At 71.2% G+C, this 24,908-nt stretch carries 21 protein-coding genes; 13 read left to right on the top strand and 8 right to left on the bottom strand.

Annotated features, from left to right (window positions below):
* The first annotated feature begins 9 nt into the window (after positions 1-9).
* Complete coding sequence (locus ACIOD1_RS28595; RefSeq protein ID WP_401905475.1) at positions 10-5,676, top strand: hypothetical protein; 5,667 nt, start codon at positions 10-12, stop codon at positions 5,674-5,676.
* The gene (locus ACIOD1_RS28600; protein WP_365623306.1) at positions 5,673-7,103 is read left to right on the top strand and encodes a hypothetical protein; all 1,431 of its coding nucleotides are present in this window, start codon (positions 5,673-5,675) and stop codon (positions 7,101-7,103) included. Before ACIOD1_RS28595 ends, ACIOD1_RS28600 begins: the two co-directional genes overlap by 4 nt.
* Positions 7,104-7,151: 48 nt before the next feature.
* Here ACIOD1_RS28600 and ACIOD1_RS28605 read toward each other — a convergent pair whose 3' ends face one another.
* From ACIOD1_RS28605 to ACIOD1_RS28625, 5 genes are all read right to left on the bottom strand, one after another.
* Positions 7,152-8,591 (bottom strand): amino acid permease, encoded by a 1,440-nt coding sequence (locus ACIOD1_RS28605; protein WP_365623308.1) that lies wholly within the window; start codon positions 8,589-8,591, stop codon positions 7,152-7,154.
* 239 nt (positions 8,592-8,830) lie between these two features.
* Positions 8,831-10,375: an APC family permease gene (locus ACIOD1_RS28610; protein ID WP_401905478.1), complete on the bottom strand. Its 1,545-nt coding sequence runs from the start codon at positions 10,373-10,375 to the stop codon at positions 8,831-8,833.
* A gap of 58 nt (positions 10,376-10,433) precedes the next feature.
* Entirely contained in the window at positions 10,434-11,384 is a 951-nt protein-coding gene (locus tag ACIOD1_RS28615) for a hypothetical protein (protein ID WP_401905481.1), read from the bottom strand.
* 342 nt (positions 11,385-11,726) lie between these two features.
* Positions 11,727-11,969, bottom strand: a complete 243-nt coding sequence (locus ACIOD1_RS28620) for a hypothetical protein (protein ID WP_401905484.1) — start codon at positions 11,967-11,969, stop codon at positions 11,727-11,729.
* 134 nt (positions 11,970-12,103) lie between these two features.
* Complete coding sequence (locus ACIOD1_RS28625) at positions 12,104-13,762, bottom strand: FAD-binding dehydrogenase (protein WP_401905486.1); 1,659 nt, start codon at positions 13,760-13,762, stop codon at positions 12,104-12,106.
* 77 nt (positions 13,763-13,839) lie between these two features.
* Between ACIOD1_RS28625 and ACIOD1_RS28630 the strand changes: the two genes are divergently transcribed.
* From ACIOD1_RS28630 to ACIOD1_RS28670, 9 genes are all read left to right on the top strand, one after another.
* A complete protein-coding gene (locus tag ACIOD1_RS28630; protein ID WP_401905488.1) occupies positions 13,840-14,370 on the top strand; it encodes an NUDIX hydrolase in 531 nt (176 codons plus the stop codon).
* Positions 14,371-14,488: 118 nt separating this feature from the next.
* Positions 14,489-14,887, top strand: a complete 399-nt coding sequence (locus ACIOD1_RS28635; RefSeq protein WP_365623320.1) for a DUF202 domain-containing protein — start codon at positions 14,489-14,491, stop codon at positions 14,885-14,887.
* Entirely contained in the window at positions 14,884-15,210 is a 327-nt protein-coding gene (locus ACIOD1_RS28640; protein WP_365623322.1) for a DUF202 domain-containing protein, read from the top strand. Before ACIOD1_RS28635 ends, ACIOD1_RS28640 begins: the two co-directional genes overlap by 4 nt.
* Before the next feature lie 126 nt (positions 15,211-15,336).
* Positions 15,337-15,633, top strand: a complete 297-nt coding sequence (locus ACIOD1_RS28645) for a hypothetical protein (RefSeq protein ID WP_365623324.1) — start codon at positions 15,337-15,339, stop codon at positions 15,631-15,633.
* Between the two features lie 89 nt (positions 15,634-15,722).
* On the top strand, positions 15,723-16,634 hold the full coding sequence (locus tag ACIOD1_RS28650; protein WP_365623326.1) for an MBL fold metallo-hydrolase: 912 nt from the start codon (positions 15,723-15,725) through the stop codon (positions 16,632-16,634).
* Between the two features lie 170 nt (positions 16,635-16,804).
* Entirely contained in the window at positions 16,805-17,884 is a 1,080-nt protein-coding gene (locus tag ACIOD1_RS28655; RefSeq protein WP_401905492.1) for a phosphotransferase family protein, read from the top strand.
* A 10-nt stretch (positions 17,885-17,894) separates the two neighbouring features.
* On the top strand, positions 17,895-19,136 hold the full coding sequence (locus tag ACIOD1_RS28660) for an acyl-CoA dehydrogenase family protein (RefSeq protein WP_365623330.1): 1,242 nt from the start codon (positions 17,895-17,897) through the stop codon (positions 19,134-19,136).
* A 205-nt stretch (positions 19,137-19,341) separates the two neighbouring features.
* Positions 19,342-20,541 (top strand): S8 family serine peptidase, encoded by a 1,200-nt coding sequence (locus ACIOD1_RS28665; protein ID WP_365623332.1) that lies wholly within the window; start codon positions 19,342-19,344, stop codon positions 20,539-20,541.
* A gap of 224 nt (positions 20,542-20,765) precedes the next feature.
* Positions 20,766-21,440 (top strand): acetate uptake transporter, encoded by a 675-nt coding sequence (locus tag ACIOD1_RS28670; RefSeq protein WP_365623334.1) that lies wholly within the window; start codon positions 20,766-20,768, stop codon positions 21,438-21,440.
* A 41-nt stretch (positions 21,441-21,481) separates the two neighbouring features.
* Here the strand turns inward: ACIOD1_RS28670 and ACIOD1_RS28675 are convergent, their stop codons facing one another.
* On the bottom strand, positions 21,482-21,937 hold the full coding sequence (locus ACIOD1_RS28675; RefSeq protein ID WP_401905496.1) for a MerR family transcriptional regulator: 456 nt from the start codon (positions 21,935-21,937) through the stop codon (positions 21,482-21,484).
* Between the two features lie 52 nt (positions 21,938-21,989).
* Between ACIOD1_RS28675 and ACIOD1_RS28680 the strand changes: the two genes are divergently transcribed.
* The gene (locus tag ACIOD1_RS28680) at positions 21,990-23,117 is read left to right on the top strand and encodes an alkene reductase (RefSeq protein WP_401905499.1); all 1,128 of its coding nucleotides are present in this window, start codon (positions 21,990-21,992) and stop codon (positions 23,115-23,117) included.
* Between the two features lie 2 nt (positions 23,118-23,119).
* On the opposite strand, the gene ACIOD1_RS28685 is transcribed toward ACIOD1_RS28680, so the two are convergent.
* Complete coding sequence (locus tag ACIOD1_RS28685) at positions 23,120-23,530, bottom strand: DUF4345 domain-containing protein (RefSeq protein WP_365623338.1); 411 nt, start codon at positions 23,528-23,530, stop codon at positions 23,120-23,122.
* An 85-nt stretch (positions 23,531-23,615) separates the two neighbouring features.
* Between ACIOD1_RS28685 and ACIOD1_RS28690 the strand changes: the two genes are divergently transcribed.
* Positions 23,616-24,272 (top strand): TetR/AcrR family transcriptional regulator, encoded by a 657-nt coding sequence (locus ACIOD1_RS28690; protein WP_365623340.1) that lies wholly within the window; start codon positions 23,616-23,618, stop codon positions 24,270-24,272.
* Between the two features lie 5 nt (positions 24,273-24,277).
* Here the strand turns inward: ACIOD1_RS28690 and ACIOD1_RS28695 are convergent, their stop codons facing one another.
* Positions 24,278-24,889, bottom strand: coding sequence for a TetR/AcrR family transcriptional regulator (locus ACIOD1_RS28695; RefSeq protein WP_365623342.1), 612 nt, complete (start codon positions 24,887-24,889; stop codon positions 24,278-24,280).
* Positions 24,890-24,908 lie beyond the last annotated feature (19 nt).

Raw genomic sequence — 24,908 nt, forward strand, 5'->3', positions numbered from 1 at the left:
GATGTGCCCATGTCGAGCACATTGGCGCTGCGTCACTGGCTTCAAGGGATACCGCCGGGACACTTGAGCGCCTTGCTGAACAGGCGCGAAGAGGCCCACGGCCTGGACTCACTCCGATTCTCCGGGGGCCCGGTCGACGGGAGGCTCCGCAAGCCTGCGGTCTCGCGAATCTGGGTGACCAAGGCCCCTCCAGGACTACTGAAGGACCTCGCCGTATGCGGAACCGGGATGGCCCGGTCCAGGCTCCAGCAGCTCGGATACAGCGACGCCGAGCTCTCGAACCCCGACCTGGCCACGCTCGAGCGCATGATGGCCTCCCTGCACCCCGCATGGGCGGGCCTGGCCCTCTACGGTATGGCCTTGGAAACGCGTTTCCCCGTGTCCCCGCTGGTACACGAGCACTGGGGCAGGCTCTGGTCCGCGGGACTGTCGGCCGCAGACGAACCCGCCGGCGATCAACGCACGGCAGTACTGTCGGACCACCACAGCGCTCTGCACATACCCGACGAGGCCACAGTCCCGGGAACACATTCCCCCGGAGCGGAGGGCGAGGTCCCGGACCTCGGGGCAGCCGAGCAGGCCACCGCTTCACTCAAGGACAACGGAGAACTTCTCGCGGCGAGTTTGACGTCCCTCGCGGACACCGTGCGGTCCGGTACCACGCAAAACACCGCTGCGGTCGGGGAGGAGATCGCGGAGTGGGTGGCCGAGCGGGACATGCTGTCCTCCCTCATCGACCGACTGGACCCTGATACCGGACCCTGGCGGCAGCAGGACGGGTACGTCTTCGTCGAGCAACTCCTGTCCCGCCTCAAGGTCCAGCAGGAGGAGGCGTCGGAGCGCAATGCGAAAGTGGACGCGCTAACGGCGCGGCGCGCCACATACCGACAGATGTTGGACGGTGCCGTCAGCGAGATAGAACGGCGCCAGCTCCAGTCGATGATCGACGGGTTCACGGCCGAAATGGCGACGCTCCGGCCCGATGGCGCCGCCCCGTCAGTGGAGTGTGTTCCCGAACCCGAGGTTCCTGCGGCGCGGAAGGCAACCACCGAAGCCGCCGTGGTTCCGCAGGCGCACCCCGAAGAGCCCGTGACGAGACCCATCGCCGAGCCGGAGGGCAATCCACCGTTGGCACCGGCGGTCGCCCAGTCACAGTCCGGGGCTCCGTCCGCGGTACCGGCCCCCGCCGACGAACCTGACGCGAACAGCACTCCGCCCCTCTCCTGCGAAGGCCCGTTCGACCGATCCGCCCGGGCCGACGAATCCAGGAAGCTTGATTCCTCCATCAGCGTCTGGAGCGGGGCCCTGCCCCCTGTACAGATGTTGATCGGGCAAGGGCGTCTGGCCGAGGCCTACTGGATCACCCTCGCGGCCAGGGAGCCCGCCCACCGGGCCCAGATTCTCGGCTTCGCGAACGCCGCCTTCCACAGCCCGCATGAGCAGGGCCAGGTGTTCGAGCTCCAGATCGCTGCGGAGGACCAGGAGATACCGGCGACCTCCGAGGACCGGGAGGCCTATCTCGTCGCGCTGGCCGCCAGCTTGCGTACCGGCCTGGTCGCCGGCTGGCCCCTGCGGATCGTGACAGAGTTCGTGCCACTGCAAGGGATGCCCGCCGCCTGGTCCGGTCTTCTCGATGCGCTCGTCGGGACGGTGCGGCAAACCATCCGCGTATCGCCGGGTGAGGTGTTGCGCACCTCTGCCGGCAATGGCAGCGCGCTGCGGCAGAAGATCGGCGCTCAGGCAGCGCAACTGAGTGAGGAACTCCCTCAGCGCACCATCAAACTCGCGCGGGGAACGCAGGTACTCCAGATCCTCGCCCGTGACGGGGCCCTCGCGCGCACCCTGCGTCTCGTCCGGGACTGGTCCGAGGGGCAGGTGGCCGCGGAGGCCTTGGCCGCCGATATGGAGCAGAACTACCGGCGCTCCGATGCGGCCGATCGGCTCATCCTCGCCGCCGACCGCCAGATACGGACCCCGAAACAGGCGAAGCAGGACATTCACTCGGCGGCGAGGGATCAACTGCGTCAGCACATCAAGTCTGTGGTGGACCTGCTGCGCGAGGCACTGACCGTCGCCGAATCGCCGGCCGGCAAGTACCAGACGCGCGGCCTCGGATCGGACCTGCCGAGGGCCGTGGCCGCCGCCCGGCAGGCGGCACCCCTGCCCGGTCCGGGCGGTGCGGCCCTGAGTCTGCTGCTCCAATGGTTGTGCGGAAAGGACCAGCTACGTCCTCAGGCGCTGGGATTGTCTCCGTCCAGTGATTGTCTGCTCGCCGTCCAAGAGCTCCGCTGGCCTGAGGAAGAGGGCCCGGACGCCTGGGCACCCGTGTGGGACGCCACCGACGTCTCGGCCTTGGTCGAGGCATTCGACCGGCCTGCCGCCGCTCCGGACGCGGTGGACGCGCACCTTCGGCGCGGGGACGTACATCTGGCACGGCGCCTGCTGGACTCCGTGGAGCAAGGCGAGCTGTACGGGGTCGCCTTGCCTGAGACGGACCAGTCAGGTCAGCTCAGGCGGCTGATCGACGACGCCGGAACCGAGTGGCAGTCCCGCCTGGCCGCACAGTTGGACCGTGCCTCCGCACTCCTCGCCCAGATCAGAGCCCAGAACCTTGTCTCGCCAGAGCAAGAGCGAACGCTGACCGCGCGCCTCCTTGACCTCGGCCGTGGCGACACCGAACGTTACGGCGCCTCCATCGCGGCGGCCGAGGCCGTCATCACGGACCTGCGGACGCTCGTCGATGGCAAGACCCGACGTCTGCGCACCGACCTGGCGGCCCTGACCCTGGAGGCGGACGCGAACCACAGGATCGGCACACTTCTCGACGCAGGAGACACGGTCACCGCGGAGGAATTGCTGTCTTTCGCCCGTCAAGGTAGCCGGCTGCCCGACTGGCAAGGGGCGAACGGTTCGGAACTCGACGAGTTTCTGGCCGGAGTCGGCCATCCCGGTGCCCCACAGACGGGCCAGCCTCACGGAAGCGCCGGCTGGTGGGCGAAGCACTATTCACAGGGGCAGCCACTGGTCGACTTCGTCGTGCCGTCCCTCGAGGCCTGGGAGGAGCTCCGCAATCCACACAGCCGCAGTGGAGCCTTCCAGAAGCACGTCCCCAGCGTGCTACGCCTGCTCGGGCTGCAGACGATCGGCAAAGTGGTCTTGGAGGAGGAAGGCCGCCGCAAGGACTGGAGCGTGCTGCGACTCCAGGTGAGGGCCACCATTAGCGAGAGCTTGCCGGGGTACGTCGCGGGTCTCGGCTCCCGGGCGCGAGGGTCTTATAAGATCCTCGTGATCTCGGACGAACAGCGCGGCGACGGCCCTCTTCGACACCTTCCCGACTCCGCCTTGGGCGCCAACATCATCCTCTACCTCCAGCCGTTGGGAGCCGAAGGGCGGCGCCGGCTGGCCGACCGCTCGCGCAGCCGACCGCAACAAGCGCTCGTCGTGGACCCGACGGTGATCGGCTGGGTCGCGGCCAAGGAGCCACGTTCTTTCCGTGCGGTGCAGCGGGTGACGCTCCCGTGGACCGGCTGGAACCCGTACACGCCCTACGAGGCGGGACTGGTCCCACCGGAGGTCTTCAAGGGTCGAGATGAGGAGAAGAGCGCCCTGATGCGGCGCGACGGGAGCCTCTTCCTCTACGGAGGCCGCCAGTTGGGGAAGTCCTCCTTGCTGCGGCAGGTCGCGGACATCTTCAAGCGGGACAACGGATCCGATCACGTCGCGGTCTACATCGACCTCCTCAAGGCCGACATCGGGCACGCCGAGCCGCCGGAACGTATCTGGACGGCGCTGGTGGCCGAACTGAAGCGCCAGAACGTCCTCGGTGACCGGGTCTCGGACCACGCTTCCCCCGAGGAGATCGCCGATCACATCCGACAATGGTTGGGGGTGGTCCCCACCCGTCGGATGCTGGTGCTCGCCGACGAGGCCGACGCCTTCTTGAACGCCGACTCGCGAACCCTCTACACGGAGGGTGGGCAGTCCAATTTCCGTACGGTCAAGCGCCTCCAGCGCCTCATGGACGACACCGACCGCGGGTTCAAAGTCGTCTTCGCAGGCCTCCACCAAGTACAGCGCTTCAACCACCTGACAAACGTCGTCACCGCGCACGGTGGTCCCGGGATCCAGGTCGGACCACTCAAGCCCAACGCGGCGGTCGAGCTGGTGACCGAACCGCTGGCGGCCGTCGGCCTGGTCTTCGCGACTCCCGAGCTCGTATGGCGCATCCTGGCCATCACCAACTACCAGGCCAACCTGGTGCAGATCTTCTGCAGCGAGCTGGTCAAGGCCATGCTGGGCCGAACCCTCACCACCGACGGACACCGGCCGAAGATCACTGCACAAGACGTCCAGGGGGTCGCCGCTTCCAGCGAGGTCCGCCAGCGCATCGCCGAGCGGCTGCGCTTCACGCTCAACCTGGAGGATCGCTACCGGGTACTCACCCTGCTGATCGCCTTGAGCAGCCTCCGCGAGAGCTACTCTCGCGGCTACAGCCCGCAGGAACTGTTGGGAATGGCCCGAGAGGTATGGCCAGAGGGGTTCCCGCTGCACAGCGTGAACCAGGTGCGGATCGACCTGGAGGAGATGGAAGGGCTCGGGCTCCTCATCCAGCTCAGCGGCGACCGCACCTTCGCGATGCGCAGCCCGAACGTAGTCAACATGCTCGGCACCTATGAGGAGTTGGACGCCGAGCTGAGGGCCACGGAGTTCAGCTTGCCCTACGACTACAATCCGCGTTCGGCCCGCCGCTCCCTGCGCAACGACAGGTACGGCATCCAGCGGATGAGTCCCCTCACCGAAGGGCAACTGCGCGAGATGCTCGAGGCGGGCACCGCCCTCGTGGCCGCGTCGGACGGTCTGGGTGCCGCGCTCGTAGGTCGCGCCGTGCAGACGTTCGTCGAAGGGCATCAGGTCAAGGTGCTGCCCTACGGGCCGGGCGCCGATGTCTCCCGAGCCATCGCCGAGCACGTGCGGCTGAGGCATCACCACCTGTTGCTGCTCGACATGCGGGGCGAGGCCGCTTCGACCGTACGCGCCGCCGTCGCGAAGCTGGCAACGTACACGTCGGGCGACCGGCGCGAGCGAGCTGGGGCGAGCGGGGCCGGGAAGCCCGAAGCGACGCGGAAACTGGCTGTGGTGGTTGCCGATCCCATGCCGTCGGGCGTCGTCGAAGGGATCGGAGCCGTCCTCGTGCAACCGGAGCGGTGGACGGTGATGGGCCTGCGGGCCTGGCCCGAGTCCCCGTTCTCCTCCCCTGAGGAGCGACGGGCCCTGTTCGAGGCCACCGGGGGCTGGCCCTCGATGGTGGAGCGGGCCATCCACCTCGTCCGCGAGCGCGGTGAGACCCACGATGCCGCGTTGGCCTCATTCCGCTGGGAGAACCCGACCGAGGAGTTCCTGCAAGGCCACTTCCAGCGCAGCGGACTGGAACAGGACAGTGTGCGGATACTCGGCGAGTGGGCCGAGTACTACTCGGAGAAGGAACGCCGTGACGGGCTTGCGCTGCTGACTCCGCAGGACCTCGCGGACATCCTGGGTGCCGATCTCGCAGTCGCCGAGGAAATGCTCGACAAGCTGGACACACTCGGTGTCCTGGACGAGTTGGCCGAGGGAGTCACGATCGACCCGGTTACCTTCCGATGCCTGCGCGCCTCGCGGGTGGAGGGCACGGCATGACCTCTCGGGCCCCGGCTGGTGCGTTCCTTCGCCTGTCGGGGCTGCGGCAGCACCTGGCCGGTATCGAACGGGACCTGCGCGACGGGCTGAGCTGTCTGTGGATTCTGCCCTCTTCCCTGGTGGAAGGGACGGCAGCCGACCAGTATGTGGAAGAACTTCGAGCGGCTTTGGAGAACGTGGTGGAGGTCCCCGGCCCCGCAGGGGCCGGATCCGGCCCCTCCTCCCCCAGAGCCGCCGCCGCGCCGCCTTGTACGGCTTCCTCAGGCGATTGGTACGACGACGGACCGGATGACGGCTTCCTCGACGACTACGACGACGGGCTGGGCGATCCGCACTGGCCTTCCGGCGTGACAGTCTCCCGGCCTCCGGATCCGCACACCGGCTCCGCACTCGAGGAGCGGCTCGCTCGGGAACTCGGCGTATTCGGCGACCCAGTGGACTACCTCACCTCCGAGGAGGCCGCTGGTGCTCCCGTCATCATGGTCCGGGGGTGGTACGAGGAGGACAAGGAAAGCTTGGCCCGACTACTGCGCAGGCTCACAGCCGCCGTCAAGGGGAGCGGTCTGCCACCGGAGCGTCGCCCACGGTTGTTCGTCGCGGCACGCGTGGACGATCTGGCCGGTGACGTGCACGAGTCTTTGGACGCCGCCTTCGGCCGAGTGCACTGGTGGTGGTCCGTCTGGGGTCGACTGGACACCGCAACGGTCATCGCCGAAGCGGCCACGACCCCTCTGTCTGGCGTCGGCCCGGGCAGTCCCTTGAAGCGGATCCACGACGCTGTGCGTGCCGAGACCGTCACCGAGGTCAGCGGTCCGGACATGGGATTGGCCGTCGGGCTGACCGGGGACTGGGATGGGCTGCCGTCGTCCCTGCGCGCGTGCCTGGTCACCCTGTGCCCCGCCGAAGAAGGTTCCCCGGCGGACGTACCCACGTGTGCGCAGGCCGTGGGGCCGGCGGCGACGGCCTACGCCGCCGCGCCGGCCCCGAGCGTGCGCGGTCAGTGGAGTGCCGGACTCCTCGACGGATGGGAGGGACAGCTCAGGCTTTCCGTCCCGGTGTGGATCGCCGGTGCGGGCTCCCAGGCCCAGCTCGACAAGCTCGTTTGGCAATCTCAGAACCGGGTCTTGCTCCCCCTCATCGACGACGCTCGGGCGGAGCTCGCCTCGCGCCTCCACGAATTCGCGCCGCACGGCATACGGCGCCTCCACCTCCTCTACCAAGACCGGTACGCGACGGTGGCCGACCTAGGCTCCATGGAACTCGGGGACATCTGGTCCGGGGTGAAGCAAGGTTGCATCCGAGTGAGCGGCATGCAGTACGACCGACTCAAGACGCTGCGCCACGCTCGCAACGAGCTCGCACACAGACGCCCGCTGAACGACAGGAGCCTGGAGGCAACGGTGCGGGTCCTGGCACAACACAGGTAGACGCCGCGGGCCCCTGGGCAGAGCACCTCGGTCGGCGGTGAGATGCGGTCAGCGGCGGGAGGCCGCTATTTCGGCCACGCGGCCGCGGACCAGGAACCAGCCGCCGACCAGGGCCGCCGCGATGACCGGGACGAAGAGGACCGTGGTGCGGCCCACGCCTCCGTCGGACCACATCAGGACCAGCACCGTGACGAGGAAGACCAGGGTCACGATCTGGGTGTACGGGGCCCAGGGCAGCCGGTAGGAGGGGCGCTCCAGGAGGCCCTGGCGTGCGCGGCGCCAGAAATGGAGGGAGCAGAGCATGACCATCGCCCAGGTGCCCAGGATGCCGAGCGAGGCGAAGTTGAGGACGATCTCGAAGGCGTCCTTGGGCATGAAGTAGTTCAGGCCCACGCCCGCGACGCCGAAGGCGGCGGTGAACAGGACGCCGCCGTAGGGGACCTTGCCCTTGTTCATGACGCCGGTGAACTTGGGGGCGGATCCGGACATCGCCATCGAGCGCAGGATCCGGCCCGTGGAGTAGAGGCCCGAGTTCAAGGAGGACAGGGCCGCCGTGAGGACCACCAGGTTCATGACGCCCGCCGCGCCGGGGACGCCGAGCTTGTCGAAGACGGTGACGAAGGGGCTCTGGCCCTCGGAGTACGAGGTGTACGGGAGCAGCAGGGCCAGCATGACCACGGAGCCGACGTAGAAGACGCCCACGCGCCACATGATCGAGTTGATCGCCTTCGGCATGATCTTCTCGGGGTTCTCGGTCTCGCCGGCGGCGACTCCGCACAGCTCGACGGAGGCGTACGCGAAGACGACGCCCTGGATGACCAGGAGCATCGGGAGCATGCCGACGGGGAAGAGCCCGCCGTTGTCCGTGATGGAGGACAGGCCCGGGGTGTGGCCGTCGATGGGGTGGCTGGTGGCGACCAGGTAGATGCCGACGAGCAGGAAGATCGTCAGGGCGGCGACCTTGACCAGGGAGAACCAGAACTCCATCTCGCCGAAGTACTTCACCGAGATCAGGTTCGCGGTGAGGACGACGGCCAGGGCGATGAAGGCGAGGACCCACTGGGGGACGTCGGTGAACATCGACCAGAAGTGGGCGTAGGTCGCGGCGGCGGTGATGTCGGCCACCGTGGTGGTGGACCAGTTGAGGAAGTACAGCCAGCCCGCCGTATAGGCGCCCTTCTCGCCCATGAACTCGCGCGCGTAGGAGACGAAGGCTCCGGACGAGGGGCGGTAGAGGACGAGCTCGCCGAGGGCGCGGACCACGAAGAAGGCGAAGATCCCGCAGACCGCGTAGGCGATCGCGAGGGAGGGGCCGGCGCCCGCGAGGCGGCCTCCGGCACCGAGGAACAGGCCGGTGCCTATCGCCCCGCCGATGGCGATCATGTTGATGTGGCGGGACTTGAGGTCCTTGCTGTAGCCCTCGTCACCGGCGTCGACGTGGCGGTTCGACGCCTCGGCGGGGGCCGTGGTCAAGGTGCGGTCACTCATACGGGACTTCGCCTTCGTGGGTCGGACAGGCAGGTCCGGATGCCGCGTGCGGGAGAGCTGGGTGGTGTCTCCCGTGCGCGGTTCCGGTGATTTTGTCGCCCCAGGAGACCATGGGGGTCCGCTACCCGCCAAAATCGGGCCCCTACGCGCGAAGGCCCCCGTCGACCATGGAAAGGGTCTTCGGGGGCCGTTTGGGAGGACGAATCCGAGGCCGACGGCCCGGTTCCGCGCGGGGGGGGTCAGTCCTGCTCGGTGGTCTCCGCGGCCTGGTCGAGGCGGAAGGCCTCGTTGCCCAGGCCGATCCGGGCGTGGACCGCGGGGCGGCGGGACTTCAGCAGCAGCCCGTGGACCAGGCCGGCCAGCGCGGCCACCGCGATGATGCCGGGCAGGAGCCAGCTGAGCGCGGAGCCCTTCTCGGCGCCGACGAGGACGGCGAAGTCCTTGACGGTGTAGAGGGCGATGCCGACCAGGGCGACGCCGGCCAGGCCGGCCGCGACGAGCCGCCAGACCTGGGCGCCGGCGGTGCCGCGGCGCACGAAGAAGGCGATGACGGCGAAGGAGGCGGCGGCCATGAGGACGGTCACGCCGAGGGCGCCGACGCTGCCCATCCAGGTGAACAGGTGCAGGACGGGGGTGGTGGGGTCGCCCGCCGGTCCGGGGTCGGTCAGCGCGAAGACCAGGACGACGAGGGCCGCGATGACCGTCTGCAGGAGGGAGCCCGTGGCGGGGGCGCCGGTGCCGGGGTTGGTCCGGCCGAAGCGGGACGGGAGCAGGCCCTCGCGGCCCATGGCGAAGGCGTAGCGGGCGACGACGTTGTGGAAGCTGAGCATGGCCGCGAACATGCCGGTGACGAAGAGGACGTGCAGGACGTCGGTGAAGCCGGCGCCGAGACGGCTCTCGGTGAGGGTGAAGAGCAGGCCGGGACCCGCTTCCCCGGCCGCCTTGGTGATCTGGGCGGGGCCGGTGGCGACGGTGAGGGCCCAGGCGCTGAACGCGAAGAAGAGGGCGACGAAGCCGACGGCGAGGAACATCACGCGGGAGACGACGATGTGCGGCTTGCTGGTCTCCTCCGCGTACACCGGGGACTGCTCGAAGCCGACGAAGGCGGCGATGCAGAAGCACAGGGCGGTGCCGAGTCCGGCGCCGGAGAGGGCGCCCGGGTCGAAGGCGCTGAGCGAGAGGCCTTCGGGACCGGGCTTGCCGAGGGCGGCGACGTCGAAGACGACGACGAGGGCGCACTCGATGAGGAGGAGGACGCCGAGCACCTTGGCGTTGAGGTCGATCTTCAGCCAGCCGAGGGCGCCGGTGGCGGCGACCGCGAGCAGGGCCGGGATCCACCAGGCGACCTCGGTGTCGAGGTAGGTGGCGAAGAGCCCGGATATCTCGAAGCCGAGGATGCCGTAGACGCCCACCTGCATGGCGCTGTAGGCGACGAGGGCCACGAGCGAGGCGGACGCTCCGGCGGTGGGGCCGAGGCCGCGGGCGATGTAGGCGTAGAACGCGCCGGCGTTGTGGACGTGGCGGCTCATCTCGGCGTAGCCGATGCCGAAGAGGGCGAGGACGACGCCGAGGATCACGAAGAGCAGCGGCTGGCCGACGATGCCCATGACTCCGAAGATGGTGGGCATCACCCCGGCGACGACCATCAGGGGCGCGCTGGCGGCCAGCACGGACAGCAGGAGTCCGGCGGTGCCGAGCCGGTCGGCGCGCAGGGCGCGGTCCTCGCCCTTGTACGTGCGGATCTCGGCCTCGGCTTGGAGCGTGGTGGATCTGCCCGTCGGCATGGCGGGTCCTTTCGGCGGATGTCTGACCGGCTGGTCCGACTGGTCGACTGGTCTGGGGTCAGGCGGTGCCGAGCGCGGCGTTGCGCGCGGCGAGGAAGGCCTTGTGCGGGTCGCGGTCCGGATAGGACCAGGGGGCGCGGGTGGCGTGGCTGCCGATGCGGTGGAACAGGGCGGCGGCCTCTGCGGGGCGGCCTTCGCAGAGCTTGGCGTGGGCGAGGAAGTTGAGGTCGACGCGGTTGCGCGGGTGGTCCTCGCGTTCCCACTCCAGCCACCAGTCGAAGGCGGAGCGCAGCACCTGTCGGGCGCGGCGGCCGGTCCAGTGCTCGACGGCGGCTTCGGGGGTGGTGTGGCCGTGGGCGGCGGAGAGGACCCGGTAGCGCTCGGCGTGGGCGATGACGGGGAGCACCGCGAGCGGGGAGTCGGCCGGGGACTCCTCGGCGGCCCAGGCCGCGAAGTCGTAGACCTCATGGAGGGGGTCGTGGCCGGAGGCCGGGTCGCGTTCGGCGAGCTTGGCGACCATCAGGTGGTGGGCGTGGTGGTGCTCGCGGTGGCGGGCCCGGACCTGGTCGAAGTGGCGGGTGAACTCCTCTTCGGTGCCGAAGGCGCGGGAGAGCATGAGGAGGCCCAGCCAGGGGGTGGGGTCGGCGGGCAGCAGGGCGGCGGCGCGGCGGCAGGCCTCGTCGGCGGCCTGCGGACTCCCCTTGCCGCGCAGGGCGGTGAGGACGGAGGCGCAGGCCAGGAGGGTCGCGGCGTCGGCGCTGCCCGGTTCGGCGAGCAGCCATTCGCCGGCCCAGGCGGTGGCGGCCGGGGTGTCGGCGAGGACGACGACGCGGTGTCCGCGGCGGTCCCAGTCGTCTCCGGTGCCGACGAGGAGGGTGCGCGCCTTGGACCAGCGACCCTGGGTGAACTGGGTTCGTACGGCCACGAGTTCGAGGTCGCACAGGGCCGGGTCGAAGAGCTGGGCGTCCCGTTTGCGGGCACGGCCGAGGGGCGGCGGAGGCGGGGACATCCGCTGGTTCCCTCCATAACGCGGGCGCGGGTGGACGACGTACGCGGGAGCACGCACGGGTGGCACCGGGGCGGTGCGGGGTACTGCGTGGTGTTTCGGGCCGATCATGCGCGTGAGCGATACGGATGATCACGCACAGCAAACCGGTACGCACAGCTCCGAGTCAAGGTCCGGCCAAATCCGTGGCGAGTTTCAACTGGTGCGGCACTTGGTCGAGTTGGGGTGCTCGTGGCGGTTCGTGGGGGATCGAGGGGCGCGTCGGGCGGCCTCGTGGGGCGGGTGCGCGGCTACCTTCGAGGACGTTTCCCCGTACCTCCCGGGACTGCCCGGCCCGCGGCGCGCTCAGCCGGTGGCGGCCGTGCTGAGCGGGGCGAAGGCCACGACGGCGGCGCTCTCGGAGGAGTACGAGGCGCAGGGCGAGGCGTTGCCGGAGGCGGGTGCGCGCCCGGTGTCGGTGGGCTCCGGCGGGCGCCGGTAGGCCGTCGTGGAGGTGACGGGGGTCCGCGTGGTGCGGCCGGCCGAGGTGGAGCCGCGGCACGCGCCGGACGGGGGCGAGGGTTTCGCGACCGTGGCCGAATGGCGCACCGCGCACGAGCGGTGCCGGCACGGCGGACCGCTCGGTGCGGCGGCGATGGACGGCCCTTCGACACCGGCCGGCGCGGCCCTCGGCCCACCGCTCGCGCGCCGGCGCGGCCCTCAGCCGCCGGCCGGCGCGACCCTCAGCCCACCGCCTCCGCGGCGGCGCGGCCCGCCGCGCGGCCGGAGAAGATGCAGCCGCCGAGGAAGGTCCCCTCCAGGGCCCGGTAGCCGTGGACCCCTCCGCCGCCGAAGCCGGCCGCCTCGCCGGCCGCGTAGACACCGGGGAGCGGTTCGCCCGCGGGGGTCAGGACGCGGGAGGAGAGGTCGGTCTCCAGGCCGCCCAGGGACTTGCGGGTCAGGATGGAGAGCCGGACGGCGATCAGCGGGCCCGCCCCGGGGTCCAGGATGCGGTGCGGGGCGGCGGTGCGGATCAGCCGGTCGCCGAGGTACTTGCGGGCCCCGTGGATGGCCGTCACCTGGAGGTCCTTGGTGAAGGGGTTGGCGATCTCGCGGTCCCGGGCGACGATCTCGCGCCGGACGGTCGCCTCGTCGAGGAGGTTCTCCTTGGTGACGGCGTTCATCCCGCGCACCAGGGCGGAGAGGTCGCGCTCGACGACGAAGTCGGCGCCGTTGTCCATGAAGGCCTTGACCGGGCCGGGCACCGCCTGGCGGGCGCGGTCGATGACGCCGCGGACGGACTTCCCCGTCAGGTCGGGGTTCTGTTCCGAGCCGGAGAGGCCGAACTCCTTGCCGATGACGCGCTGGTTGAGGACGAACCAGGTGTGGTCGTGGCCCGTCCTCATGATGTGTTCCAGGGTCCCGAGGGTGTCGAATCCCGGGAAGAGCGGTACGGGCAGTCGCTTGCCGGTGGCGTCCAGCCAGAGGGAGGACGGGCCGGGCAGGATGCGGATGCCGTGGCGGGCCCAGATCGGGTCCCAGTTCTCGATGCCCTCGGTGTAGTGCCACATCCGGTCCTTGTTGATGTGGCTGGCGCCGGCGCCCTCGGCGATGCCCAGCATGAGGCCGTCCACGTGCGCCGGAACCCCGGACAGCAGCCGCTCCGGCGGGGTGCCGAGGCGGGCCGGCCACTGGCCGCGCACGAGGTCGTGGTTACCGCCGATGCCCCCGCTGGTCACGATCACCGCCTGGGCCCGGAGGCTGAAGGCCCCGGTGGCCTCGCGGCTGCTCGCGGAGCCCCGTACGACGTCGGAGGGGGCCAGGACCTCCCCGGTGACGGTGTCGACCGTGCCGGCGGTGGTGGTGAGGCCGGTGACGCGATGCCGGAAGCGGAGTTGGACCAGGCCCCGGGCCACGCCGGCGCGGACCCGGCGCTCGAACGGCTCGACCAGACCGGGCCCGGTGCCCCAGGTGATGTGGAAGCGGGGTACGGAGTTGCCGTGGCCGTTCGCGTCGTAGCCGCCGCGCTCCGCCCAGCCGACGACGGGGAAGAAGCGGACCCCCTGGGCGTGCAGCCAGGGTCGCTTCTCGCCGGCCGCGAAGTCGACGTACGCCTCGGCCCAGCGGCGCGGCCAGGCGTCCTCCTCGCGGTCGAACCCCGCGGTCCCGTGCCAGTCCTGGAGGGCGAGGGCGTGGCTGTCCTTGATCCGCATCCGGCGCTGTTCGGGCGAGTCCACGAAGAACAGGCCGCCGAAGGACCAGTGCGCCTGGCCGCCGATGGACTGCTCCGGCTCCTGGTCGAGCAGGATGACCTTGCGGCCCGCGTCGACCAGCTCGGCGGTGGCGACGAGCCCCGCCAGGCCCGCTCCGATCACGATCACGTCGGCGTCGTACGTCGTCATGGGTCTGCCCGTCCTCCGGTCGGTGGTGGGGCAGATCCTTTGCTACGGAGCGGTAACCAGTCAACAGCGGTGGTTGGATGGATCGCGTGAGTGCCGCTGATGAAGTACTGGACGTGGTGGACCGGGACGACCGGGTGATCGGACGGGCCCCGAGGGGCGAGGTGTACGCGCGGGGGCTGTTGCACCGGTGCGTCTTCGTGCTGGCCCGGGACGCGCGCGGGCGGGTCTTCGTACACCGGCGGACCGACTCCAAGCTGGTCTTCCCCTCCCACTACGACATGTTCGTGGGCGGGGTGCTGGGCGCCGGGGAGGACTACCCGGACGCGGCCCTGCGGGAGGCCGAGGAGGAGCTGGGGGTGAGCGGGCTGGAGCAGCCGGTACCGCTGTTCAAGTTCCTGTACGAGGGGCCGGGCGGCGCCTGGTGGTCGTACGTGCACGAGGTGCGCTGCGAGCTGCCGGTGGCCCCGCAGGTCTCGGAAGTGGACTGGCACACCTGGCTGGCGCCGCCGGAACTGGAGCGGCGGGTCGCCGACGGGACGTGGGCGTGGGTGCCGGACGGGCTGGAGGCCTACCGGCGACTGACCGCGTTCCGGGCGGGTGGCGGCTGACCTCTCCACGGGGTGGCGGGGTGGCTCCCGGGCGCGTCGCGGGGTGGCGGCCGGGCGCATCGCGGCCGGCGCCGGGGCGGTCCCGGGTCTGGGGGGCGGGGCCCCGTAGATTGGTGTGATGATCGGTTTCGTCAAGGACGTGCGCCTCTGGTTCTCCCCGCGGGAGCTGAGGGACGAGGGCGAGACCCCGGACTACCGCTTCTCGCTGGCCAACGAGCGCACGTTCCTGGCCTGGATCCGGACCGCCCTGGCGCTCGTCGGCGGCGGTTTCGCCGTGGACCAGTTCCTGCCGGACCTGCGCTGGGGCGTGCGGGTGTCCATGTCCATCGTGCTGCTCGCGGTGGGGGCGGCGTGCGCGGTGCGCGCGGTGAACCACTGGGTGCGGTGCGAGCGGGCGATGCGGCGGGGCGAGGACCTGCCCCTGTCACGATTCCCGGTGGTGCTCAGTCTGGGGGTGTCCCTGGTCGCCCTGGGCATGATCGTGGTCGTGCTGCTGGGCTGGACCACCGGTCGGTGAGCGCCCCCGGGACGGCGGACGGCGAGCGGGACGCGGGGCTCCAGCCGGAGCGGACCCGGCTCGCGTGGCGGCGTACCACGCTGGCCTGCTCGGTGGCCGCGGTGCTGGCGCTGCGGCAGGCGCTGCACGGGTCGGGGTCGCCGCTCAAGGTGACCGGGGCGGCGGTGATCGCGCTGATCTGGGTGACCTTCCTGTGGCTGTCGCACCTGCGGATGCGGGAACTGGCGGCCGCGCGCCCGCCTGTGCTCGCGCCCCGGCGTGCGCTGGCGCTGGTGCTGTGCACCGTGGGGCTGGCCCTGTTCGCGCTGACGGTGATCCCCTGAGGTCGATGCCGGTCGACGCCGGTCGACGCCGATCGACGCCGCGCATGACATGCGGCATGCGGCGCGCGGCGACACAGAAGCGGACACAACGGGCGTTCGGGGGTGTTTCGCACTAGCCTCTGCGCCATGACGACCCTGCACCACGAGCACCCCACGCACGAGCACACCCACGGCCCGACCTGCGGGCACCGGGCGGTCGAGCACGGCGACCACGTGGACTACGCGCACGACGGACACCTCCACCGGGAGCACTCCGGGCACTGGGACGAGTGCGAGACCCCGGCCCACACCGCCCACGAGGACCACCCGCACGCGCACGGCGCGGACTGCGGGCACGAGTCGGTCGCACACGGCGACCACGTCGACTACGTCCACGACGGGCACCGGCACGCCGAGCACGACGGCCACTACGACGACCACTGACACCTCCCGCCCCTCCCCCGCTCTCCCCCGGCGTCACGACGACTGACAGGATGCCGACGGCCAGTCAAAGTGACCCGGGGAGAGCCTCCATGACCGTCGAAGCGCCGTACGTCGTCCAGCCCGCCCCCGGGGTGTACGCCTACGTCCAACCGGACGGGGGCTGGTGCCTGAACAACGCCGGATTCGTCAGCGACGGCGGCCGGACCCTGCTCGTCGACACCGCGGCGACCGAGCGGCGGGCCCTGGCCCTGCGCGAGGCGGTCGTCGCGGCCGGAGCGGCGCTGCCCCGCACGGTCGTCAACACCCACCACCACGGCGACCACACCTACGGCAACACGGTGTTCGCGCCGGAGGCCGTGATCGTCGGCCACGAGGCGGCGCGGGCCGAACAGCTCGCGGCGGGGCACCAGCTCGAACTGATATGGCCGGGCACCGACTTCGGGGCGATAGAGATCACGGCGCCCGACCTCACGTACAGCGAGCGGCTGACCCTCCACGTCGGGGAGACGGAGGTGCGGGTGCTGCACCCGGGCGTGGCACACACCACCGGGGACTCGGTGGTGTGGCTGCCGGAGAGCCGGGTGCTGTTCACCGGCGACCTGGTCTTCGCCGGAGGTACGCCCTTCCTGGCCATGGGCTCCCTGTCCGGGTCGCTGCGGGCGCTGGAGCTGCTGCGCTCGCTGGACGCGGAGACCGTCGTACCGGGCCACGGGCCGCTGACCGATCCGTCCGCCTACGACTCCACCGAGCGGTACCTGCGCCGGGTCGACGAACTCGCCCGGGAGGGTTGGGACGAGGGCCTCCCCCCGCTGGAAGTGGCGCGCCGGGCCGACCTCGGGGAGTTCGCGGCCTGGCGGGAGAGCGAGCGGCTCGTGGCCAACGTGCACCGGGCGTACGCGGAGCTGGCCGGGGCGGCGGAGGGGGCTCCGCTGGACATCCTGGCCGTGCTGCGGGACATGACGGCGATGAACGGCGGGACTCCGATCCTCTGCCACGCGTGAGACCCCGGCCGCGCGGGGGCGAGGGCCGGGAGCCAGGGCCGGTGCCGGTGCCGGTGCCGGTGCCGGTGCCGGGAGCGTTCTCCCGGCCTGCCCTCTGGACGACATACCGACTGGTCGGCATGATGGCTGCGAGCAACCCCCACCGTCCACTCCGTACGGAGGTGCGCACCATGACCGCAGTCCCGCCGGACCCGCCCGCCCCTCAGGACCCCGCCCCACAGGACGCCTCGCCCCGGGGCCTCGACCTGGAGCGGCTGCGCGGTCGTCTCGACGCCGCGCTCCCCGGGCTCGTGGCCGGACCGCTCAGCGGCCGACTGATCGAGGGGGGCCGGTCGAACCTCACGTACGCGGTGACCGACGGCTCCTCGCGCTGGGTGGTGCGCCGGCCGCCGCTGGGCCACGTCCTGGCCACCGCGCACGACATGCGGCGCGAGCACCGGGTGATCGCGGCCCTGCACGGGACGGCCGTGCCGGTGCCGGAGCCGGTGATGCTGTGCGAGGACGCGGAGGTGCTGGGGGCGCCGTTCTACGTGATGGAGTACGTCGAAGGGGTCCCGTACCGGACGGCGGAACAGCTGGCGGGGCTCGGCCCCGAGCGCACCCGGCGGGCGGTGCTGGGCCTCGTGGACACCCTGGTCGATCTGCACGCGGTCGATCCGGAGGCGGTGGGCCTGGGCGACTTCGGCCGACCGGAGGGCTTCCTCGACCGGCAGTTGCGCCGCTGGGGCAAGCAGCTCGCGGCCTCCCGGGGCCGGGAGTTGGCGGGGATCGACGAGCTCCAGGCCGCCTTGGGCCGGTCCCTGCCCGTCTCCGGCGCCCCAACCGTGGTCCACGGGGACTTCCGGCTGGACAACGTCCTGATCGGCGGCCCCGACGACGCGATCCGGGCGGTGCTGGACTGGGAGATGTCCACGCTGGGCGACCCGTTGACCGACCTCGGGCTGCTGGTGATGTACAGCTCCGACCTGGGCCTGGGCGATTCCCCGGTGAGTACGACCAGTGGCGCGCCGGGCCATCCGGCGCCCGCCGAACTGATCGAGCGCTACGCCGCCCGGTCGGGGCGCGACACCGGGGCGATCGCCTGGTACACGGCCTTCGCCTGGTTCAAGCTCGCCGTGATCCTCGAAGGCATCCACTACCGCTACACGCTCGGACAGACCGTCGGCGCGGGCTTCGACCGGATCGGCGAGCTGGTGCCGGTCTTCATCGAGCACGGCCTGACCACCCTCACGGAACTTCAGGAAGGCTGAGGCGCTCCCCATGGACTTCGCATTCGACACCCGGACCGAGGAACTCCGCGAGCGCCTGCTCGCGTTCATGGAGGAGTACGTGCACCCGGCGGAAGCCCTCGCCGCCGAGCAGCGCGCACGGCTGGCCTCGCCCTGGGACACCCCGGCCGTGTTCGGCGAACTGAAGGCCGAGGCGCGCCGCCAAGGCCTGTGGAACCTCTTCTTCGTGGACCGGGACGACCACTCCGACCGACGGTACGGGGCCGGGCTGACCAACCTCCAGTACGCCCCGCTGGCCGAGATCACCGGGCGCAGCCCGCACCTGGCCCCCATGGCGACGAACTGCGCCGCCCCGGACACGGGGAACATGGAGCTGCTCGCGCAGTTCGGGAACGACGAGCAGCGCAAGCGGTGGCTGGAGCCGCTGCTGGCCGGGGAGATCCGGTCGGCCTTCGCGATGACCGAGCCCGAGGTGGCCTCCTCGGACGCGACCAACATCGAGACGCGCGTCGAGCGGGTGGGTGACGAGTATGTGATCACCGGCCGCAAGTGGTACATCTCCGGGGCGATGAACCCGGACTGCAAGGTCTTCATCGTGATGGGCAAGACGGACCCGGAGGGCTCCGACCCGCGCCGCCAGCAGTCGATGGTGTTGGTCCCGCGCGACACCCCGGGCGTGGAGGTCCGCCGAGCGATGACGGTGTACGGGTACGCGGACCACGATCACGGCGGGCACGCCGAGGTGGTCTTCCACGGCGCCCGGGTGCCGGTCTCGCACCTGATCGGCGAGGAGGGTGGCGGCTTCGCCATCGCCCAGGCGCGGCTCGGCCCGGGGCGGATCCACCACTGCATGCGGCTGATCGGCATGGCGGAGCGGGCGATCGAGCTGATGTGCCGCCGCGCGGTGGGACGTACGGCCTTCGGGAAGGAGCTGGCGGCGCAGGGCGTCGTCCAGAACTGGATCGCTGACGCCCGGGTCACCGTGGAGCAGCTGCGGCTGCTGGTGCTCAAGACGGCCTGGCTGATGGACACGGTGGGCAACCGCGGCGCCCACACCGAGATCCAGGCCATCAAGATCGCGACCCCGCGCGCGGTGGTGGGGATCCTGGACCGGGCCGTGCAGTTGCACGGGGCGGGCGGGGTCAGCCAGGACACCCCGCTGGCCGAACTGTGGGCGGCGGCGCGGACGCTGCAACTGGCGGACGGGCCGGACGAGGTGCACCAGCGTTCGCTGGCGCGGCGGGAGTTGCGGAAGTACGTCGACCGGGGCTGACCGCGGTCGGGGACGAACGTGGAGCATTCGTGCGGGAGTTCGAGCGAGGATGTGTGCATGGTGAAGGTGGTGCGGGGAGCCTTTTAAGAAACCTTGTTGAATATCCCCGGAAGGCGGGTGCGATCTTGATTTGCGCCTGTCAATCGGAACAGGGTTCTCCAGAAGGTTCGACGCCCCACACGTCACCACGAGGAGACCCCTCCACATGTCAACTCACAAGCGCTCCAACCGTTTCCGGTACGCGGCAGTCGCCACGGGAGTCGCCACCGCGGCAGCCGTGACCCTGTTCGCCACCCCCTTCGCGGGGGCGGCGGCGCCGCCGGAGGGAACGGTCTACGGACTGAACGCGCCGGGCGCGATCAGCGGGAGCTACGTCGTCATCCTCGACGGTTCCGCGGACAAGCAGCAGCTCGCCAACAAGTACGGAGGCGAACTGCAACGCACCTACGGCTCCAAGGTCAACGGCTTCTCGGCCTCGGGGCTCAGCGAGACGGAGGCCAAGCGGCTCGCGGCGGACCCGGCCGTCGGCAAGGTCGTGCAGAACAAGAAGTTCAGCGTCAACTCCACCCAGCCCAACCCGCCGTCCTGGGGGCTGGACCGCATCGACCAGACCGCGACGGAGGGCGACAAGAAGTACGACTATCCCGACAGCGCCGGTGAAGGGGTGACGGCCTACGTCATCGACACCGGCATACGGGTGACGCACAAGGACTTCGGAGGCCGGGCGACGCACGGCTTCGACGCCGTCGACAACGACGACAGCGCGGACGACGGCAACGGCCACGGCACGCACGTGGCCGGGACCATAGCGGGGACCTCGCACGGGGTCGCCAAGAAGGCGAAGCTGGTCGCGGTGCGGGTGCTGGACGACAACGGCTCGGGCACCACCGAGCAGGTCGTCGCCGGCATCGACTGGGTCACCCAGCACCACTCCGGACCCTCCGTGGCCAACATGAGCCTCGGCGGGGGCGCCGACGAGGCGCTCGACGAGGCGGTCCGCCGGGCGATCACCTCGGGGGTCACCTTCGCCGTCGCGGCGGGCAATGAGTCGGCCGACGCCGGTCAGGGCTCCCCGTCCCGCGTCACGGAGGCGATCACCGTGGCGTCGAGCACCATCGACGACGCCCAGTCCTCCTTCTCCAACTTCGGCTCCGTGGTGGACCTGTACGCGCCGGGTTCGGACATCACCTCGGACTGGAACGACAGCGACACCGGCACCAAGACCATCTCCGGCACCTCCATGGCCACCCCGCACGTGGTGGGCGCGGCAGCCGTCTACCTCGCCGGGCACCCCTCCTCGACCCCCGCGCAGACCGCGGCGGCGCTGACCGCGGCGGCGACGGCGGGCGCGGTGACCAACCCGTCCTCCGGCACGGCGAACAAGCTGCTGAAGGTGACCCCGTAACGGATCACCTCGGGTGACACCGGCCCGCCGCCCGGCCGCCCCACCAGGGGCGTGCCGGACGGCGGGCCGGCCGTCGTGCCGGGACGCCCCGGGGCCGTCCCGGGGGTCGGTCGGGCGGGTCGGCGGGTGACCTTCGGCCCGCGAGGTCCCGTACGAGGTGGGCGGAGGGGGCCGGGCGGGTGGGCTATATTCGGGATATCCCCCCACCGAAGGTGCATATCGCCATGCCCAGCTCGACCCTGAACCCGGCCGCCGCCGCCCCGGCCGCCCCCACCGCGGCCGTCGCCACCCCGATCGCCGCCCCGGCGACCTCGGCCGCCACCGTCCCGCAGGCCCCGGCGCCGCGCCTCGCCAACCCCGGGCCGCTCGGCCTCGCCGCGTTCGCGCTGACCACCTTCGTGCTCAGCCTGTTCAACTCCGGCCTGGTCGAGAACGCCGCCCTCAGCGCCGTCGTCCTGCCCCTGGCCCTGTTCTACGGCGGCCTGGCCCAGTTCGTGGCGGGCGTGCTGGAGTTCCGCCGCGGCAACACCTTCGGCACCACGGCGTTCGTCTCGTACGGCGCCTTCTGGATGTCCTTCGCGGGCTACGTGAAGTTCGTCGTCCCGACCCTGCCCGCCGACCAGGCGCACATCGCGACCGGCTGGTTCCTCATCGCCTGGTTCGTCTTCACCGCGTACATGTCGATCGCCGCACTGAAGCTGGACCTGGCCCACCGGGCGCTGTTCATCGTGCTGGCCCTGACCTTCCTCTTCCTCGCGCTCGGCGACCTCTCGCAGGTCACCGCCCTCGGCCACGTCGGCGGCTTCCTCGGCCTGCTGTGCGCGGGCATCGCCTGGTACGTCTCCTTCGCCGGGGTGGCCGAGGAGACCTGGGGCCGCAAGGTCCTCCCGCTGGGCTGAGGCCGCCCTGAGGGCTGTCCCGTAATCCCTGGTGGGCGCGCTCAGCTTCCCGCGCGGACGTCGGGCCGTACGGTGTCGCGGCCCGGAGCCCCGTGGGGCGCCTGGGCCTCCTGCGTCATGTGGGGCGCGTGGGTCGCCAGGCCTCCCGACGCCGTGCGGATGACCTCGTCCAGCACGTCCCGCGAGCGCACCAGATCGCCGATCATCCGGTCGATCCGGTCCCGCTCCACGGCCAGTTCCGCCGGCAGCGCCGGAGTGGCGCGCACCGACGGGCCGCCGTCCTCGTCCCGCATGCAGGGCAGGATCCGCGCGATCTTCGTGCTGTGCAGGCCGGCCGCGTACAGCTCCTGGATCCGGATGACCCGGTCGACGGCCCGCTCGGAGAAGTCGCGGTGGCCGCCGGGCGTGCGGTCGGAGACCAGCAGGCCCTGCTCCTCGTAGTAGCGCAACGAGCGCTCGCCGACCCCCGTGCGCGCCGCCAGTTCGCCGATCCGCATGCCCGCCCACCCCTTGAACCTGACATCAATGTGAGGTTTTACGGTACGCGGCATGACGCAGACACCGCAGGCCCCCGCCGCTTCCCGCCTCTTCGAATCCGCCCGCCTCGGCCCCCTGGACCTCCCCAGTCGCCTGGTGATGGCGCCGCTGACCCGCAACCGCGCCGGGGCCGACGGCGTCCCCGGGCAGCTGATGGCCGACTACTACGCGCAGCGCGCCTCGGCCGGCCTGATCATCGCGGAGGGGACCACCCCGAACGCCGTCGGCCAGAGCTACCCGTACATCCCCGGCATCCACACGCCGCGGCAGGTCGCCGGTTGGCGCCGGGTCACCGAGGCGGTGGGGGCGGCCGGGGGACGCATGTTCCTGCAGCTCCAGCACTCCGGCCGGGTGGGGCACCCGGACACCAGCGGGTACGTCCCGCTCGCCCCGTCGGCGGTCCGCTTCCCGGAGCCGCTGCACACGCCCGGTGGGCTCCGCGACGGGGTCACGCCCCGCGCGATGACGGCCGAGGACGTCGAGGCCACGATCGGGGACTTCGCGACGGCCGCCCGGCGCGCCGTCGAGGCGGGATTCGCCGGGGTGGAGGTGCACTCCGCCAACGGCCACCTGGCGCACCAGTTCCTCGCCCGGAACACCAACCTCCGCACCGACGCGTGGGGAGGGTCCGTCGAGCGCCGGATCCGGTTCACCGTCGAGGTGGTCCGGGCCGTCGCCGAGGCGGTGGGCCGCGACCGGGTCGGCGTACGGATCTCCCCCGGACAGAACGTCAACGGCATCGACGAGGGCGACACCGCGGAGATCTATCCGGCGCTGGTCACGGCCCTCGCGGAGCTGGAGCCGGTCTACCTGCACCAGGTCCACGCCGACCCGGACGACGCCCTCTTCGGCCGGATCCGCAAGGCCTGGCCGGGCACGCTCATCGCCAACCCGGTGCTGTCCCGCGAGGAGGTGTCGGCCGACGGCGGCAAGGCGCGCGGCGAACTCCTGCTGGCCGGGGGCGCCGACCTGATCGCCCTGGGCCGGGGCTTCCTGGCCAACCCGGACTTCGTGGAACGCCTGCGCACGGGAGCCCCCCTCAACGAGGTCCGGCCGGAGTTCCTGATGTACGTCCAGGGACCGGAGGGCTACACGGACTACCCGACCCGGACCGGACGGGACCGCGCGGTCACCCGGTAGGACTACGCGGACGCGGGGGCGCGGGCGGCAGCGCGGTGGGCCGCCTCGTCCGCGCCCGCGAGCCGGAAGTACACCGGCGGCAGGACCAGTTCGAGCACCGTCAGCGCCACCTGGAGCCCGTCCGGCCACCCGTGGACGGCCAGCGACAACAGCCTCCCGAACCCGCCCAGCAGGAACACTCCGGCCAGCCACCGGACCACGTTCGCCGGGATCGGCGACTGCCGGGCCGCCCAGATCCAGGCGAGTCCGTAGCCCGCGAACGTCGCGCCCAGGAAACGACCCAGGCTGTCGACGGTGGCGCCGGCCCCGCCCGTGCCGGGGACCGCGGCGTTCCCGAGCAGCACGTGCGTGACTCCGATCGCCACGCACACCGCTCCCAACGTCAGCGCGAGCCACTTGAGGGTCTTGCTCATGTGCCGACCTCCCACCCCTGGTAAGTAGACGTATGTCCACTAGTAGGGACCCGTTGGTGGACGTGTGTCAACTAGGATCGGCGTCGTGCCACCTCCCCGCCGACGCCTCGGCCCCGACGAACGCCGCGCCCAACTCCTCGCCGTCGGCGCGCTCCTCTTCGCCCGACGCCCCTACGAAGAGGTGTCAATGGGAGGGGTCGCCGAGGAGGCCGGGATCTCCCGCGCCCTGCTGTACCGCCACTTCGCCGGCAAACAGGAGCTGTTCGCGGCCGTCTACCGGCAGGCGATCGACGGGCTCTTGGAACGGGTCCCGCTCGACCGGCCCGGCGACCTGGTCGGGCAACTCCTCGACGGACTCGACGTCCACCTCGACTACTTCGTCGCCCACCGCAACACCGTGCTCGCGGCGAACCGCGTCCTCGCGGGCGACCCGGTCGTCCAGACGATCATCGACGGCGAGCTGGACGTCCTGCGCAACCGGCTGCTCGACGTCCTCCCGCTCACGGACGACTCCGTACGGGCCGCCGTGGCCGCCGTCCTCAAGAGCTGGCTGGTGTTCGTCCGGGTGATCTGCCTGGACTGGCTCACCGAGGAGACCTGCACGCGCACGGAGTTGCGCGACGCCTGCGCCGGCGCGCTGCTCGGCGCGCTGCGGCCGTTCGTCCCGCCGTCCGTCCCGGCGTCCCTCCCGCCGGCGTCCGTCCCGCCGTTCCTCGACCCGGGCTCCGTGAGCCCGGGCTGAGGACATCAGGGGCGCAGCGAGCGCAGCAGGAGGTCCGCGAGGTGGTCGCCGACCTCGGCCGGGGTGAGCGGGCCGTCGGTGCGGTACCAGGTCGACAGGTGGTGGACCGAGCCGAAGTAGTAGTCCACCACCAGGTCGGCGGGGGTGGCCGTGGAGAACACGCCGGTGCGCTGCCCCTCCTCGACCAGGGCGCGGAAGCGCTCGTGGTAGCGCCGGCGCTCGGACCGCACCTGCTTGTACTTCTCGGGGCTGAGCTGGTGCATCGACCGGAAGAAGATCATCGCGTCGTCGAGGTTCTCGATGGTGGTGACCACGACGTCGGCGGCGGCGGCCCGCAGCCGTTCCTCGACGGGGGCATCGGATCCGGCCACCGCGTCGAGCCGCTGCTGCTGGAGGCGCAGCATGCGCGCGTACACCTCGTGCAGCAGATCGTCCTTGGATCCGAAGTAGTGGTAGAGGGCGCCCTTGGTGACCCCGGCCGCCTCGACGATCTCCTGGACGGAGGTGCGGTCGTAGCCCCGCTCGGCGAAGAGCCTGGTGGCCACGGCCAACAGCCGCTGCGGAACCGGGGTTTCCGGGTCGCCCTCCGCGGGCCCCGTGGTGGTCCTGGCGGCCATGGCGCTCGCCTTCCTTTCC

Origin of the sequence: Streptomyces sp. NPDC088097 (assembly GCF_044741845.1) — a bacterium.
Classification (GTDB): Bacteria; Actinomycetota; Actinomycetes; order Streptomycetales; family Streptomycetaceae; genus Streptomyces.

Excerpts from the sequence above, each read along its gene's own strand:
- ACIOD1_RS28595 (WP_401905475.1), top strand. The coding sequence starts at position 10 with ATGTCGAGCACATTGGCGCTGCGTCACTGGCTTCAAGGGATACCGCCG.
- ACIOD1_RS28650 (WP_365623326.1), top strand. The coding sequence starts at position 15,723 with ATGACCGTCGAAGCGCCGTACGTCGTCCAGCCCGCCCCCGGGGTGTAC.
- ACIOD1_RS28695 (WP_365623342.1), bottom strand. The coding sequence starts at position 24,889 with ATGGCCGCCAGGACCACCACGGGGCCCGCGGAGGGCGACCCGGAAACC.
- ACIOD1_RS28645 (WP_365623324.1), top strand. The coding sequence starts at position 15,337 with ATGACGACCCTGCACCACGAGCACCCCACGCACGAGCACACCCACGGC.
- ACIOD1_RS28655 (WP_401905492.1), top strand. The coding sequence starts at position 16,805 with ATGACCGCAGTCCCGCCGGACCCGCCCGCCCCTCAGGACCCCGCCCCA.
- ACIOD1_RS28630 (WP_401905488.1), top strand. The coding sequence starts at position 13,840 with ATGGATCGCGTGAGTGCCGCTGATGAAGTACTGGACGTGGTGGACCGG.
- ACIOD1_RS28615 (WP_401905481.1), bottom strand. The coding sequence starts at position 11,384 with ATGTCCCCGCCTCCGCCGCCCCTCGGCCGTGCCCGCAAACGGGACGCC.
- ACIOD1_RS28675 (WP_401905496.1), bottom strand. The coding sequence starts at position 21,937 with ATGCGGATCGGCGAACTGGCGGCGCGCACGGGGGTCGGCGAGCGCTCG.
- ACIOD1_RS28665 (WP_365623332.1), top strand. The coding sequence starts at position 19,342 with ATGTCAACTCACAAGCGCTCCAACCGTTTCCGGTACGCGGCAGTCGCC.
- ACIOD1_RS28635 (WP_365623320.1), top strand. The coding sequence starts at position 14,489 with ATGATCGGTTTCGTCAAGGACGTGCGCCTCTGGTTCTCCCCGCGGGAG.
- ACIOD1_RS28660 (WP_365623330.1), top strand. The coding sequence starts at position 17,895 with ATGGACTTCGCATTCGACACCCGGACCGAGGAACTCCGCGAGCGCCTG.
- ACIOD1_RS28625 (WP_401905486.1), bottom strand. The coding sequence starts at position 13,762 with ATGACGACGTACGACGCCGACGTGATCGTGATCGGAGCGGGCCTGGCG.
- ACIOD1_RS28610 (WP_401905478.1), bottom strand. The coding sequence starts at position 10,375 with ATGCCGACGGGCAGATCCACCACGCTCCAAGCCGAGGCCGAGATCCGC.
- ACIOD1_RS28685 (WP_365623338.1), bottom strand. The coding sequence starts at position 23,530 with ATGAGCAAGACCCTCAAGTGGCTCGCGCTGACGTTGGGAGCGGTGTGC.
- ACIOD1_RS28605 (WP_365623308.1), bottom strand. The coding sequence starts at position 8,591 with ATGAGTGACCGCACCTTGACCACGGCCCCCGCCGAGGCGTCGAACCGC.
- ACIOD1_RS28670 (WP_365623334.1), top strand. The coding sequence starts at position 20,766 with ATGCCCAGCTCGACCCTGAACCCGGCCGCCGCCGCCCCGGCCGCCCCC.
- ACIOD1_RS28680 (WP_401905499.1), top strand. The coding sequence starts at position 21,990 with ATGACGCAGACACCGCAGGCCCCCGCCGCTTCCCGCCTCTTCGAATCC.
- ACIOD1_RS28600 (WP_365623306.1), top strand. The coding sequence starts at position 5,673 with ATGACCTCTCGGGCCCCGGCTGGTGCGTTCCTTCGCCTGTCGGGGCTG.